Genomic DNA, 13301 nt, shown 5'->3' with positions numbered 1-13301 from the left:
TTCAACCTGCTTCCATACACCAGAAATCACCATAACTCGTTTTGGGGTAGCGGCATAGCTATCCGGGCGTGTGAGTTGGCAGTTGAAAAGCTGGCAGCGGATATTGATTTAGAGACCGTCCAGGTTTTCATTGCGGATGAAAATGCTGCCAGCAAAAGGGTAGCTGAAAAATTGGGTTGGCAGTCCACACATAGCGGAACAAAGGGTGGAGAGCATGGCCGATACTATCGAATCACCATGTAACAAGGCGGTCAACCTCACGCCCAAAGCGTACCGTTTTTGGTTCCCTCCGCTGCGCTCTGGCGCCGGTTACCACCAGCGTTAAATGTTTATGATCAATCACGATAAATTCCAGGCCTTGGTCAAGCAGCTCTATGCCACAGTAAATGAGTTAGAAGAAATGTTTCCAGGCAGGCACTTCACCCCGGATGGTCATATGGTTGGCAGTTTGGGTGAATGCCTCGTGGCCGACGCCTACAATCTGGAGCTGAAGACTGCGTCCAACAAAGGCTATGACGCTGTCACCGAAACCGGCTTGGAAGTTGAGATCAAGGCTACGCAGTCAAATTCTGTTGCGTTCCGGAGCCAGCCGAAGCATGCGATCGTCATCAAGATCCTGCGCGACGGAACATTCGAAGAAATTTATAACGGGCCAGGAGCCCTTGTTTGGGCGCAATTCCAAAGCAAAAGGCTACCGAGTAACGGCCAGTTTCAAGTCTCCCTCAACAAACTCCGGCAACTCAACAAAACAGTGGCTCACGGGGACCGCGTGCCCAGGGCCATTTAACAAGGCGCAGCGGTTCTCGACCGATTGCCGCCGGGCGCCTTCTATATAAGTGCTAGGATCACACAGTGCAGTTATTCGATCTCCTTCAAGTCGCAAATCCCTGCCTCGTCCCCGAGGAATGCAAACTCCACCTGGCCACCTGGAACGGAAAAGAAAATCCACTCGATGTTTTCCTGGCTGGTGATTTCGATGAATGGCAACGGTGGCAGACAAAACGCAATTTCCAACGGAAATACGTTATCGCTTTGATTTCGCTCCCTGCTCAAAATCAGTGGCTATTTGCCGGGCTCTATACGGCTCATGGTTCCGAGTGGAAAAGTGATCATAATTTGCACTATTACAAGATGGCTCCAGATGTCTCTTGCGAGGAGTTTGCAGGGCGCTTGGTAGTGTCCTTTTCCCGCACAGGAAGGCAGTCGTACTTGAATGCTGAAACCTGGGGTGCCCAAATTTCCGTCGCGGAGCTGAAAGCGGAAAGACTCTCCATTGCGGAGTTCCCGGGATATCGCAGCATCAATCTATCCAAGGGGGAGCTTGATGCAATCGTGCGCCAATCAATTGAGTCTTGGCGTACCGCTTTATCCAATGTCGCGGGTGTCTACGTCATATCAGATACCGCAAGCGGTAAACTGTATGTCGGTAGCGCCACTGGCGAAGGCGGTATCTGGCAGCGGTGGAGCCAGTACGCATCTACTGGCCATGGTGGCAACAAGGAACTTCGAGAATTGCTTCGGGAAACTGGGGCAGTCTCTGCCGAGAATTTTCGGTTTGCTGTGCTGGAAATCGCAGATATCCATTCAAGTGAGAAAGACGTTCTTCGTCGCGAATCTCATTGGAAGGACGTTCTCCTGACGAGAGAGCATGGCTACAACTCAAATTAAGAACATATCAAGTAAACTCAGGGCGACCGAAAAAACTTCGGTGCGGTTTCCGATCTCCTGATTTTGATGTTAGGCCACCTTATGAATGAGCATTCCATTGCGTCATCAGGCCACGAATTTAAAGCGCAAGTAATGGAACACTTCGCTTTCTTACAGAAGGAGTTTGGCTTCGAACCGGCATTGGATGAGAGCTCCGCTTACACACATCGCCTGACCTTCCGGAACCCGCACAGCGATCAATTGGTTGAAGTGTTGAATGAGTTTCACGGCGTGGATTATGGGTTTGAGGTCAATATCCATTTGGCTTCAAGCTCTCGCTTGCTAGACCAGAGAAATATGGTCTATTACCGACTCAAGGAGGAGCAGGATGGTGAGTTTTCGTACCTCGCAGAAGCAGCGGAAACGTTACGGTCCGTGCTTCAGGATGGAGTCTGACAAACCACGGAAGGCGGCAGCGTGAGACGTGCAGCCTATGCAAGCGCTAATCCACAGGGAGACTCTCAATGAGGCCTTGGATTCTTCTTACCGCTCTCGTTCTCACAGGGTGCGACAACACCACAATGTCAGCCGCCCCCAACTTCTCGCTGTTTGAAACCTCCGCAGGTGTTGTCTATCTGCTTAACCAGAATACCGGGGAGCTGAGAGTCATATCTTCCAAGCCGGCGGTCATCAGTTCTGGCGAAGTCTTCAGGGATGATGAGGGGCAGTTCTTCAGATACCTTGGAGACGGGGAGGTTGTAAAACTCGACGAAACTGAAGCGCTTGTTCAAAAGAACAGCGACTAAAAATCGTACGCACCTGTCGGAGCGCCAGAAGGCAAGCCAGATGACTGAAGAAGAACACTACGTCGAATGCTGCGAGCATGGAAAGCAACAGGCCACGTTTGTCTGCCAGCACATTGTTCAGAGCCTCCGGGACGGGCAGCCAAGAGGGTTCTGGTCGTCCGGAGAAAATCCAGACGCCCCCCGACCAGATTCGTGGTGTTCAGACTGCGAAGAAGTGGTAAATCGCGTGGGGGAATGGAATGAAGAGTCCGAGTCATTTGCAGGCGTCAGTTTGCTGTGCGGTGCCTGTTACGACCGAGCAAAAGAGATGAACGCAGGGAGCGGCAAAAAGTGGTGGGCATTCTGGCGGCGGTAGCTGTTAGCCAGGTGATCAACTGCACGCCAACACCATCGGGCTTCGTTTCCCGAAGCGACACTTCAATGACCACTGGCGTGATGTTAATTAGGGGGTGCGGGTGCGGTTGGCATATGGCGCTATCAATTCGATCCTGGCAATAAGCATACTGGCCTGGCCCATAGGCCTTTTGGGCAGTCTGTTTATGTTTGATGCCCCGGGATCCGACACCAACCCGATTACTCTCGCCCTCGCGCTATCAATCTTCATCTATCCAGTTCCGGTGCTCACAGGCGTTCTCGGGTATTGGAAGAATCGGAAGGAAGGGGCGATTCACACCCTGAGACAATACACCCTTGTCGGTCTACTCGCGCCGACAGTTATCGTGTTTCTGGTTTTGTTGCTCGATGCATTTTGTCAGGGGAAGTTTGCGTGCAACTAAAACGGAACCCGGTTGAGCGTTTTTTGTCCAGCCAACCTTGATTATCGAAGGAAACGGGTAACACTCAATAAGATCGTTATGGAGTAGTGAACGATCAGGCCGTGCCGCTGAAAACAACAAACCCTCATTCTGAAAGCAACACGGCGCGCTAAAACCTCGATACAAGGAGAGTTTCAATGAACATGAGCTCGACTCTACTGGTCGGGTCCCTGTGCCTGACTGTCGCAAGCGGCCTGGTCTGGGCCCACGAAGACAGCGCCTCTGACGGTAGCAAAGCAGATAACAAACACCTCCTGCACGACACCCCCAACCCCGACGGCCATGTACCGAGCAATGTGAATTACGGTTTTACGGTGATTGGTCACGATGCGCTGGGCGGTATCTCCGATGGCAAATACACGGATGTCTGGGCTCATGAAGGGTATGCCTATGTGGGCACCTTTGAGGAGCCTACCTGTGACCGGTCCGGTGTGTTTATTTCAGACATCCGGGACCCAGCGAATCCGACCACCATCGGCATGATCAAATCGCCACCCAACACCCGCATCAACGATGTCAAAGTCCATAAGGTTGGCGCCAGATCCGTTCTCATTCATTCCCTGGAACCCTGTGGCCCGCTGAAGGGCAATGGCCAGGCGATTGGCGGTGGCAATGGTGGCAAGCAACAGGGGCAGGGCGGCATTTCGCTGTGGGATGTGACCGACCCAACCATGCCCCATGCCCTCAAGCAGAACTTTCTGGACACCCCCGTACACAATACCTTTGCCTGGACAACCGCGGCCGGCGAAACCTTCCTGATGATCGTCGACGATATCAACGTAGACGATGTCATCATTGCGGACATCACCAAGCCACAGGCGCCGAAAAAGATTGCAACCACCGGCATCGGCACCTGGCTGGAGACCAATCCGGAGGTGGCAGCCGACGGGCAGTTATTCACCGGTGTTTTCGCGGCGCCCCTGCTGCACGACATCTGGGTGAATGACATGGACCCGGGCCCCGGGGAAGACTGGCATGCGGTGCTCTCGTACTGGGACGCCGGGTTTATCATTCTGGACGTGAATGATCCTGCCAATCCGGTGTTCCTTGGAGACTCCACCTATCCGGAAATCGACCCGGTTCTGGGCATCAGCCCGGCCGAGGGAAATGCCCATGCGGCCGTGTTTGGCGGTGATGGCTTCGACAAGATTTTCGGTGGTGATGAGGACTTCGATGCGTTCTTCACGGCGGTGATTGTCGGTAGCAACGAATACCCGGCATCCCAGGGCAGCGATGTGCCCCAGGTAGGGCCGGGCGCTGCGATTGAAAGCGTAACGGGGAACACGGTATTCGTAGGCCTTGCCTGTGGCGAGGCGATCCCGACCGCGGCGGAAACCGGGGCGAGCATTGCGGTTATCGAGCGCGGCGTTTGCGCCTTTACCACCAAGGCACAAACCATCGAAGCCGCCGGTTACTCCGCGGGTATTGTGTTTAACGGGGTAGCGCCAGACCGCTGCGAGGCGTCGGTTTCGATGCTCGTGGAGGCAGGCATTCCGATGGTCTTCGTGCCTCGTTCCTCCGGCTTCGGCATTCTTGGCATTAACGGCTACGACCCGGCCCAGTGTGGTGCGGACGATGGCACCAACCCGGCCTTGCCGGCTGTCGGCACGCCCGGCATCGCGAGTACCATCGGCGCGGCCTTCGATGGCTGGGGCTACCTGCATGTGCTGAATAACACCCAGGGCGATGTCACCGTTCCGGTTGGTATGGGCGCCAATGCCCAGGATCCGGTTACCGTGGGCTATCTGGGCGAAATCGGCTTCTACGCGCCGGCTGAGCTGACAGATCCCGCTTTGGCATCCGGCGCGGGCGACCTCACCATGCACAACCTGGAGGCCGATCCCCAGCAACCCAACCGGGTGTTCATTTCCTGGTACTCACTGGGCATGAGAGCCGTTGAGTGGCGTCCTGGCCACTTCCATATCAATGCGCAGGGAGAAGGCGTGGCGTCCTGGAACATGCACGAGGTGGGCCGCTTCATCGCCGGTGAGGAGCTTGGCGAACTGGCAGGCTCGAACTTCTGGGGTGTGACGGTCACCGAAGTGAATGGTGAGCAGTTCGTTCTGGGCTCCGACCGCAGCACCGGGCTGTGGATCTTCAAGTGGGAGTGTGAAGACGCCACGAGCACGCTGTACTGCAACGCGCCGACACCCTAGCCACAGGCAGGCAATCGGTGAAAAATGGAAGGGGGGCGCAAGCCCCCCTTACGGGTTTGCTACTTCAGGCAGAGCGAGAGTTTAAAAGGACGTTGTATGGTGTATTTCCTCATACTGGCTGGTGTTGTAGCCGTTCTGGTGGTGCTGTGGAAGCTGAAGTCCACAGGTGGCAGGAGACGCGTGGCGGGCAAACGTACCCGTAAAGCCGGCAGTCGGGCTGCGGCCAGTAGCGGACAGGCTGACTTCCCGGCCACGCGGATTGTTCCGGGAGCGAATGCCTGCCAGGCCGTGAAGGATTTGCAGGACGAGCTCTTTCTGGACGGCCAGCACAACACGCCCACCTTACCCCTGGATGAATGCACGAATGTGTCCGGGTGCGACTGTAAATACGCCCACCAGAACGACCGACGCACCAATGAGAAGGATCGGCGCCTCCAGACCTTACAGACAGAGCTTTATACCGCGGCCGAAGGCGATGAGCGACGACGCCCGGAGCATGGGCGCCGGAAAACGGATTCGGGCGGGGTTTGATCGGTCCGTTTACGACTCAAAAAGGGGATCGCCGGTGGCCTTCACGGCGTAGAACAGGCAATCACTCTTGGCGATGGCCGGGTTGGTGGTAATCATGAAGGCCTTGATGGCCTGGGCCGGGTAAACCTGGCCGTCCTTCACCCGAAGTACCTGTGTTACGTTCTCCGTGCGGTTGTGGCTGATGGCGTTGAGTATGCTGAGGCCCTTCTTGCCCACCCATCCCAGGGGTTCCTCTGGCGAAACCACGCCGAAGTTGCGGTGTTCAATGTCGGGCGGCAGTGTCAGGTCCGCCAGGCCCGTGGGTTCAAGCCGGTATTCAATGGTGGCCTCGGGCGCCAGCTCCACCCGGATGGGGTTGCGCAGTACTGCCACGTCCCAGTCTGCTTTTTCCAGTGAGAGCACATCGGCTCTCGAGGTGTACCGAACAAGGCCCTCGTACGCCAGTTCGTGAGCGTGATCGTCCTGGGCGCCGCCGCACTCGATGGTTACCGTGGGTACCTCCTGTTCGGAATACTCCATGAGTGCGCCCAGGCGCAGGTCGGTCATGATGAGCCGGTCGGTGAACAGCGAGGTCAGTGCCTGGTGGGCGGCGTCGTTGGTGATGGTAACGGCGAAGGCCGGGCCGGTGCCGGAGGTGTTGTGCACGTCCAGCAGGCATTCTGGGTTGGCGTCGCGGAGCTCTTCAAGCAGGGCGCGGGCAATGGCGCCTTCATCCCCCTCAAAGGGCTCTTTGAAACACCGGTTGAGGTCGCGACCACCGGGTAGCTGGCGTTGTGTCAGTACCGGAGTGATTTTTGCCGGGTAAACACCGCCGAGCAGGAACAGCATGTTCACCTCGGGTGTGCGCTGCTCCAGCAGCCACCGGTGCAGGGCAAAAAAGCCGGACGGTTCGTTGCCATGAATCAGGGTGGCCATGGCCCGTGTGCGGGAACGATCCCGGCCGGCCACCCGCACCACCGTGGGCCCGTTCAGGCGCTCCAGCCATTCCAGGGGCGAGCGGCCCAGGGTCTGGGGCGACGGGTCGTTCAGGTACTCAAGGCGGTTGGAGGTGCTCACGGTGAAAGTGTCCATTCGTGGAGCGGTGTGTTTTGCTTCTGGTTGGCCATGTACAACGCCAGCATACTCCGGAACGCCTCGCTCGGGCCCAGGGACCGGAGCAAGGATTGGGTCATGTAACGCTGCCATCGGGCGCCGGAGAGCGTGGTTTCAATGCGGCCTTCGATGATGCCGAGCAGGCGGTTAATCTCGGTGTCGTCCACGGCGGTGCGCTGCAGGGCTTCCCGCGCCCGTGGCAGCAGCGCCCGGGCTACGTTCAGCAGTGGCGTGTCCTGCAACTGAACCTGATCCTTGTGCGGCCAGATAATCTCGGCGCCGATGCCGTACTTGGCGGCGCGGTAGAAGTTGTGTTCAGTGTAGTGGAAGGGAAGTATGGACGTCAGATGCTGGATGTCGTCGAGTATGGCCAGGGCAGCGCCGATTACAAACAGACCGTTGGCACACATATCCACGGCGGTGGGCCCTGCGGGCATGGAGCGGATCTCGATGCGCAGGTGGCCACCGTCGGCGTGATCGTAAATGGCCCGGTTCCAGGGCCAGGTGGTGCCCTGGTGCAGGCGCAGCTCGGCCAGTTCCGGCACCTGGCCGTGGTCTATCATCGCCATCGGGTCTTCCTCGGACAGCACCGGAAGAATGGGGGGATACAGCGAGGCCGAAGCCGCAAACAGTTCCCAGGCGCTGCGCACCCAGCCGTTGCCATAATACACGCGGGGCGGGTGGCGCCAGGTTTTGTGGTGGGGCGAGCGGCTGTCGATGGATTGCTTGAACAGGGCAATCCGGGTCTCGTCCCAGAGGTGGTGGCCAAACAGACTGGGTGAATTGCTGGCCAGGGCCAGGGCGATGGGTGTAACCAGTTGCACCGCGTTGAAATAGTCCGCAAACCGGTTGGCGGGCACCCGCCAGTGCAGCTGGAAGGAGGTGGTGGCGCCTTCCATGTACACGTCGTCGGCGGTCAGGTCGATGACATCGTTGCCGCCGATGTGGATACTGAACGGCTCGCCCCGCTGTTTGAGCAGCGCGCTGGATAGGGCGTGGTAGCGGGGCAGGTCGGTCATTACCTCGGCGCCCATGTCCGACTGGCGCAGGGTGGGCAGAATGCCGATCGGCACCAGCTCACCTTCAAGCGGTTTGGCGTGCTGGTTGATGCGCCGGGTGGCCGCGAGCAGCTCCTGCTCTGTACGGGCGAACGGGGTTCCGCTGAACGCCTGGGGCGTGAGGTTGTACTCGAGATTGAAGCGGTTGAGTTCCACCGTCAGCTGAGGGTCCTTTACGCGGGCGGCGATTTCGGTGTTGATGGGCTGAACGTAGAGATCGGGATTAACGATGTAGAACTCCACTTCGGCGCCGATGGAGCTCTCACCCTCGCCGAAGTCCGGGCGGTCCAGAAGACGACGGAGCGCGGCAAGGTCTGTTCGCACCTTGGCCGCAAAACGCTCGAATTCTTCCGCCGCAAATTCCGATTGTTTGATCGACAGTCCCACGGTGGCATCATCTCCAGGACTTACTTAACTAGATAGTAGCGGAAGATTCCGTACCTCAACACGAATAAGCAAAGGAGAAGACAGGCGACATGAGCTCCACCGCCCACCCCTATCCCATTGGCACCCCGGGCAAACCCTGGGGCGATAACGAGCGCGCCGAGTGGTTGTCGCGCCAGGCCCGTCAACGCAGCTACGAGCAGAATGTGCTCGCCGCGGTCGACCGCCTGGGCTCACGTTTTGATGTTGAGGAATACGGCCGCGTTGTCTACGGCCAGGATGCCTATCCGCTGGTGGCCCTGCGTAGCCGGAGCTGGAACAACGACCTGCCGGTGGTGCTGATTACCGGCGGGGTACACGGCTACGAAACCAGCGGCGTGCACGGTGCGCTGCAGTTTCTGGAGCAACGCGGGGAGGCTTATGCTGGCCGGGTAAACCTGCTGGTGGCGCCCTGTGTCAGTCCCTGGGCCTATGAGCGTATCCACCGGTGGAATGCCAACGCGCAGGACCCCAACCGGTCGTTCCGCGAGGGCAGTGGCGTGGAGGAGTCTGAGGCCCTGCTCCGCCTGGTGGCGCCCATTCGTGAGAGCGCCCTGCTGCACATTGATCTGCACGAGACCACCGATACCGACGAATCCGAGTTTCGCCCGGCGCTGGCGGCCCGCGATGGCAAGCCGTTCGAGCCGGCGGGTATTCCCGATGGCTTCTACGTGGTGGATGACAGTGCCGATCCCAACCCGGACTTCCAGCAGGCGGTGGTCGAGGCGGTGGAGGAGGTTACTCACATTGCCCCGGCCGATGACAAAGGCGAGCTGTTCGGCTCACCGGTCCTGGCCCGGGGTGTGATTGCTTACCCGCTCACCGAGTGGGGGCTGTGCACCAGTATTACCCGTGCGCCCTTCCGAACCACCACCGAGGTGTATCCGGACAGCCAACGGGTAACCCCGGAGCAGTGCAACGCGGCCCAGGTGGCGGCCGTGTGTGCGGCCATCGACTATGCGCTGGCGCATTAAATCCATCCTGTAAGGCGAACCAGATGAACTCTTCAGAGAAAAACATCGCGCTCAAGCTGTTCCAGGTTATCGAGCGCATCCTTCTGTTTATCGTGGTAGTGATGACGCTGGTGGGCGTTTTCGTGGAGATCCGGTCTCTTTACCTCGCACAAACACTGGATCTGGGCGATATCCTGCTGATGTTCCTCTACATGGAGGTGATCGGCATGGTTGCGGTGTTTTATTCGAATCGGCGGTCGGCTTCGGTCTTCCCGATCTTCATTGCCATCACTGCCCTTGCGCGGCTGATCATTCTTCAGGGCAAGGACATGGCGCCGGAAAACATTCTCTATGAGGCCGTGGCCATTCTGATACTGTCGGTGGCGGCTTGGGTGCTAACACGTTTCAACCAGACCCGACCGGACGATTAGTCGCAGGTGCTCAGGATTCGTCTGGTGATTGCTGGGCGCGCCGGTTATCCCGGGCAGTGAATCCCCAGCCGACGGCGGTGAGCAGGATCAGGCCGGTGATGATGGGCGACACCTCGCCAAAGCTGACGATGGCTGCGATGACGGATGCCACAGCGGCCACTGCCGACAATTTCCAGGAATGCCCTGCGGTTCCGGATTGGTGTTTGGAAAGGTTGGCCATCTATGCGCCTCTGTTCAAAACGGCAACCTTAGCATGAATGCTGCCTGAACGCCTGCCCTTCAGTTCTGCATGCGAATGTCGTCTTTCCAGCGGAATCCCACGCCTCCGGCCTGCCACACGCCATCCTTGTTGAAGGGATGTGGGCCGGTGATGTTGATGTACTGCGGCAGCCCGAAGTGGGGCGCCAGGTTCTGCCTGGCTTTTACCGTTACCCGGTCCATGATTCGCAGGCCCTGCTGTTCGGCGGGCAGGTGGGCTTCCGGCGCGGCCTGGTGCGCCACCGCCCAGTTGTCGACAAACAGCAGGTCGCCGGTGTCGTATTGGTAACGGGTGCCGTAGCCTCCCTCGAAGGAATTGTTCAGCAGCTCGTTGTAGTCGTTGAACAGTTCTTTCATGGCCCGTTCATCGAGCAGGCGGAATTTGTCGGCGTCGGCCGGCAGCATTCTCAGTTGGTCCAGTGTCAGCTGGTCGTCGGGCAGTCGTTCGATGACAGCGCCGGTCATGCCCAGGTGCAGCCACACGCTTTTGCGGCCGGAGATGGGGTGGGTGTGCACCACGGGGTGGGTCACGCTGGAGGCGGAATTGACTGACACCAGCCGTTGCCAGAAGTCCTGCTTCTGGGGTGGCAGGGCATCGAACGCCGCGCCCTGGTGGGCAAAGTGGGTGCCGCCGCCGCGCTCCGGTGCCCGGGCCATGTAATAGGCGCTGTGGGAGAAGGTGGCGGCTTCAAAACTGCCATCGTTATGCCATTGCGGGCCAACGCCCAGAATGCCGTGACGGGCGTCGTTGGAGCACCGGAAGATGTGCCGGTTGCGGCCCGGTGTTGCCGGATGAACGCCGTGGGTGGAGTGAATTTCATGGGCGCCCCACCAACGGCTGGCCTCCACCAGTTCATCCGGGGAAAGGTTGGTCTGGTGCTTGAAAACGATAAAGCCCCGGTTCGCCATTTCCTGTTCCAGGGCTGTGATCACGTTCTCGGGCAATCGCGTTCGAACATCGGCGCCGTAGATCTCTGCCCCCATGGGTTCGATCTGTCTGATGGTCAGTCCTGCTTCCTCAATCAGTGAAACACGGTTGGCGCTGAGCGGGGGAACGGTTGCCATTTCTGCGGGTCACCCTCGTGTCTGTTTTTTGGACAGACTAACCCAGGCGGATTTTCCAATTCAAATCTGGTCGATGATTGACCCGGCGGCTACGCTGACTGTGGATGCCAACACAAAAGCCAGTGATCTGGAAGTGGAATGAAGTTTCCATCAAGCACAGCCTTTGCGTTACTCGGTGCCGCTCTGATTGCCATCAGCTATGGGCTGGCGCGTTTTGCCTTTGGTCTGTTTGTTCCGCCCATCAGGGCCGATCTGGGGCTGGCGCCGGATGTGATTGGTGTGATTGGTGCGCTGCCACTGATCAGCTTTGTGTTTGCCACGATACTTGCGCCTTTCTCGGCCGATCGGCTCGGTGCCCGTAACACCGCGATGGCGTCCGGGCTTTTCGGTGTGGTTGGCCTTGGGCTGATCAGTCAGGCCGGTGGTGCCATTTCGCTGGGGCTGGGGGTGATTGCCTGTGGCATCTGTACGGGGCTGATGATGCCCGCCCTTACGGCAGCCATGCAGGCCCTGGTGAGGCGCTCATTGCATGGCCGGGTGAGCTCGGTGATGAATGCCGGCACCAGTATCGGTGTGGTGGTTGCCGTGCCTACCATTCTGTTTCTCTCCGGCGCCTGGCGCTTCGCTTACGCGGCGTTCGCCGTGCTCGCTCTGATAGGGGTGCTGGCCACCTGGTTCTTTATTCCCTCAGTGTCCCGGGTGGTGCCCTCAAACGCCGCGCCGGCAGCGCCCATCAGTGCCGACCAGTGGTGGCGCCTGTTCCGGCTCTCGCTGTTCGGGTTCATGATGGGGTTTGTGTCGGCCGCGTACTGGATTTTCGCACCGGATCTGGTGGTTAATCTTGGCGAAATGTCATCCGACTATACCGGCTGGCTGTGGCTGGGCGTGGGTATCGCGGGTCTTGGCGGGGCCGTGGTGGCAGACCTGGCCGATCGCAACAACCCGCCCATCACCCAGGCCCTGATGCTCATGATGCTGGCTGCCAGCATTGGCTATGCGGATGCCTTCGCCCTGTTCTGTGTGATCGGCATTGTGGTGGCCATGCTGTCGCCGTTCTACCCGCGCTACCTGGAATACGAGCCAGAGGAAGAGGGCGAGCTGGATACCGGTCTGCAGGCCGCTTACGACTACCAGCTGCAGAATGAGGAAGGGGAGCCTCTCACGCCTGTGACCGGTAAGAGCGAAAGCTACTGACCGGTCAGCGGACGGTGGGGAACCCGGCCGGGGGAGCCCCTAGCCGCCCTGGCGAATGGTTGCCAGTTCGTTTTCCAGCGCGCCAATGGCTTGTGCATTGAGGTTGTGCTTGAGGTAAAGCACCTGGTCTTCAAACGCCTGCAGTACCGGTTCCCTGCGGTCCTCGGCGTCGTGCGTACGACGGATCAGCTGGTTTTGGCTCTCAATTCCTTCAGCAACGGAAGTAACGCTGGAACGTCGTCCCCGATAATGCTCCAGATGGTGTCATCGTCGATACCAAGATACCCGTGGATCAAACGATTTCGGGTCGCAACAATCATCCGCCAAGGAATTTGCGGGTTTGCACCCCTGATGTCTTCGGGAATATGTGTGGCGGCTTCGCCGATCAATTCGAGGTTTCGAAGTGTGGCGTCGTAGGTTATTTCGCTTTGGAGAAATTCCGATTGATCAAGTTCTCTGGTGTAAGCCAGGACCTTTTCGGAAAAGCCTATCATGTCGTCGAGGTAGAAGCGCCATTCGCGCTGAAAACCATCAGACACGTACCTGCTCCCTCTCTACGTAAGGGCGCAGCTCTGCTCTGAGCGCCTTTTCAGTCACGAGGTCAACTGGGCAGCCAAACAGATCTTCCAGAAAGAATTGCACGCCGAAGTAGCGCTCGGAGGTTGCCGGGCCGTCAAATGCCACCAAGACATCAACGTCGCTGCCACTGCTTGCAGTATCTCGGGCAGTAGATCCAAACAGCGCCAAACTCGTTACACCAAAGCGGGTTTGGAGTTCCGGCTTGCTTCTGGTCAGCAGTTCAATTGCTCGCTTCTTATCCATGGCTCAACCTCAGGGGGAACAGCTACGGCTTTCGCTTGCTTGCAAGTCTA

General features: G+C 58.4%; 17 protein-coding genes. 10 read left to right on the top strand and 7 right to left on the bottom strand.

Annotation, left to right across the window (positions count from 1 at the left end):
* The 7 genes from ACFC20_RS12345 to ACFC20_RS12315 form a co-directional block, all read left to right on the top strand.
* The coding region (locus ACFC20_RS12345) for a GNAT family N-acetyltransferase (protein ID WP_375193266.1) at positions 1-243 on the top strand (243 nt) is incomplete at its 5' end.
* Positions 244-331: 88 nt separating this feature from the next.
* Positions 332-787 (top strand): hypothetical protein, encoded by a 456-nt coding sequence (locus ACFC20_RS12340; protein WP_375193265.1) that lies wholly within the window; start codon positions 332-334, stop codon positions 785-787.
* Between the two features lie 65 nt (positions 788-852).
* Positions 853-1668, top strand: a complete 816-nt coding sequence (locus ACFC20_RS12335; RefSeq protein WP_375193264.1) for a GIY-YIG nuclease family protein — start codon at positions 853-855, stop codon at positions 1666-1668.
* Positions 1669-1749: 81 nt separating this feature from the next.
* Positions 1750-2103: a hypothetical protein gene (locus tag ACFC20_RS12330; protein ID WP_375193263.1), complete on the top strand. Its 354-nt coding sequence runs from the start codon at positions 1750-1752 to the stop codon at positions 2101-2103.
* Between the two features lie 68 nt (positions 2104-2171).
* The gene (locus ACFC20_RS12325; RefSeq protein ID WP_375193262.1) at positions 2172-2453 is read left to right on the top strand and encodes a hypothetical protein; all 282 of its coding nucleotides are present in this window, start codon (positions 2172-2174) and stop codon (positions 2451-2453) included.
* Between the two features lie 952 nt (positions 2454-3405).
* Positions 3406-5424: a PA domain-containing protein gene (locus tag ACFC20_RS12320; RefSeq protein ID WP_375193261.1), complete on the top strand. Its 2019-nt coding sequence runs from the start codon at positions 3406-3408 to the stop codon at positions 5422-5424.
* Between the two features lie 96 nt (positions 5425-5520).
* On the top strand, positions 5521-5955 hold the full coding sequence (locus tag ACFC20_RS12315) for a hypothetical protein (RefSeq protein WP_375193260.1): 435 nt from the start codon (positions 5521-5523) through the stop codon (positions 5953-5955).
* A gap of 9 nt (positions 5956-5964) precedes the next feature.
* Here the strand turns inward: ACFC20_RS12315 and ACFC20_RS12310 are convergent, their stop codons facing one another.
* The gene (locus tag ACFC20_RS12310) at positions 5965-7011 is read right to left on the bottom strand and encodes a succinylglutamate desuccinylase/aspartoacylase family protein (protein WP_375193259.1); all 1047 of its coding nucleotides are present in this window, start codon (positions 7009-7011) and stop codon (positions 5965-5967) included.
* Positions 7008-8492, bottom strand: a complete 1485-nt coding sequence (locus ACFC20_RS12305) for a hypothetical protein (RefSeq protein ID WP_375193258.1) — start codon at positions 8490-8492, stop codon at positions 7008-7010. Before ACFC20_RS12305 ends, ACFC20_RS12310 begins: the two co-directional genes overlap by 4 nt.
* An 89-nt stretch (positions 8493-8581) precedes the next feature.
* On the opposite strand from ACFC20_RS12305, the gene ACFC20_RS12300 reads away from it, so the two are divergent.
* Both ACFC20_RS12300 and ACFC20_RS12295 read left to right on the top strand, forming a co-directional pair.
* Positions 8582-9502 (top strand): M14 family metallocarboxypeptidase, encoded by a 921-nt coding sequence (locus tag ACFC20_RS12300; RefSeq protein WP_375193257.1) that lies wholly within the window; start codon positions 8582-8584, stop codon positions 9500-9502.
* Between the two features lie 23 nt (positions 9503-9525).
* Entirely contained in the window at positions 9526-9912 is a 387-nt protein-coding gene (locus ACFC20_RS12295) for a phosphate-starvation-inducible protein PsiE (RefSeq protein ID WP_375193256.1), read from the top strand.
* 10 nt (positions 9913-9922) lie between these two features.
* On the opposite strand, the gene ACFC20_RS12290 is transcribed toward ACFC20_RS12295, so the two are convergent.
* Complete coding sequence (locus ACFC20_RS12290; protein ID WP_375193255.1) at positions 9923-10132, bottom strand: hypothetical protein; 210 nt, start codon at positions 10130-10132, stop codon at positions 9923-9925.
* A 59-nt stretch (positions 10133-10191) separates the two neighbouring features.
* On the bottom strand, positions 10192-11235 hold the full coding sequence (locus tag ACFC20_RS12285) for a TauD/TfdA dioxygenase family protein (RefSeq protein ID WP_375193254.1): 1044 nt from the start codon (positions 11233-11235) through the stop codon (positions 10192-10194).
* A gap of 138 nt (positions 11236-11373) precedes the next feature.
* On the opposite strand from ACFC20_RS12285, the gene ACFC20_RS12280 reads away from it, so the two are divergent.
* On the top strand, positions 11374-12429 hold the full coding sequence (locus tag ACFC20_RS12280) for an MFS transporter (protein WP_375193253.1): 1056 nt from the start codon (positions 11374-11376) through the stop codon (positions 12427-12429).
* A gap of 39 nt (positions 12430-12468) precedes the next feature.
* Here ACFC20_RS12280 and ACFC20_RS12275 read toward each other — a convergent pair whose 3' ends face one another.
* From ACFC20_RS12275 to ACFC20_RS12265, 3 genes are read right to left on the bottom strand one after another with little or no spacing between them, the layout of a single operon-like run.
* Entirely contained in the window at positions 12469-12615 is a 147-nt protein-coding gene (locus tag ACFC20_RS12275) for a DUF2959 family protein (protein WP_375193268.1), read from the bottom strand.
* Entirely contained in the window at positions 12615-12968 is a 354-nt protein-coding gene (locus ACFC20_RS12270; protein ID WP_375193252.1) for a DUF86 domain-containing protein, read from the bottom strand. The genes ACFC20_RS12275 and ACFC20_RS12270 overlap by 1 nt, the downstream gene beginning before the upstream one ends.
* Positions 12961-13251, bottom strand: coding sequence for a nucleotidyltransferase family protein (locus ACFC20_RS12265; RefSeq protein WP_375193251.1), 291 nt, complete (start codon positions 13249-13251; stop codon positions 12961-12963). The genes ACFC20_RS12270 and ACFC20_RS12265 overlap by 8 nt, the downstream gene beginning before the upstream one ends.
* Between the last annotated feature and the right edge of the window lie 50 nt (positions 13252-13301).

Source organism: Marinobacter sp., assembly GCF_041984545.1.
In the GTDB taxonomy this organism is placed as follows: Bacteria; Pseudomonadota; Gammaproteobacteria; order Pseudomonadales; family Oleiphilaceae; genus Marinobacter.
This window is presented reverse-complemented; position numbering and strand designations above follow the sequence as displayed.

Coding starts and splice junctions, on each gene's coding strand:
- ACFC20_RS12295 (WP_375193256.1), top strand. CDS start 9,526: ATGAACTCTTCAGAGAAAAACATCGCGCTCAAGCTGTTCCAGGTTATC.
- ACFC20_RS12340 (WP_375193265.1), top strand. CDS start 332: ATGATCAATCACGATAAATTCCAGGCCTTGGTCAAGCAGCTCTATGCC.
- ACFC20_RS12315 (WP_375193260.1), top strand. CDS start 5,521: ATGGTGTATTTCCTCATACTGGCTGGTGTTGTAGCCGTTCTGGTGGTG.
- ACFC20_RS12325 (WP_375193262.1), top strand. CDS start 2,172: ATGAGGCCTTGGATTCTTCTTACCGCTCTCGTTCTCACAGGGTGCGAC.
- ACFC20_RS12300 (WP_375193257.1), top strand. CDS start 8,582: ATGAGCTCCACCGCCCACCCCTATCCCATTGGCACCCCGGGCAAACCC.
- ACFC20_RS12290 (WP_375193255.1), bottom strand. CDS start 10,132: ATGGCCAACCTTTCCAAACACCAATCCGGAACCGCAGGGCATTCCTGG.
- ACFC20_RS12280 (WP_375193253.1), top strand. CDS start 11,374: ATGAAGTTTCCATCAAGCACAGCCTTTGCGTTACTCGGTGCCGCTCTG.
- ACFC20_RS12320 (WP_375193261.1), top strand. CDS start 3,406: ATGAACATGAGCTCGACTCTACTGGTCGGGTCCCTGTGCCTGACTGTC.
- ACFC20_RS12265 (WP_375193251.1), bottom strand. CDS start 13,251: ATGGATAAGAAGCGAGCAATTGAACTGCTGACCAGAAGCAAGCCGGAA.
- ACFC20_RS12285 (WP_375193254.1), bottom strand. CDS start 11,235: ATGGCAACCGTTCCCCCGCTCAGCGCCAACCGTGTTTCACTGATTGAG.
- ACFC20_RS12330 (WP_375193263.1), top strand. CDS start 1,750: ATGAATGAGCATTCCATTGCGTCATCAGGCCACGAATTTAAAGCGCAA.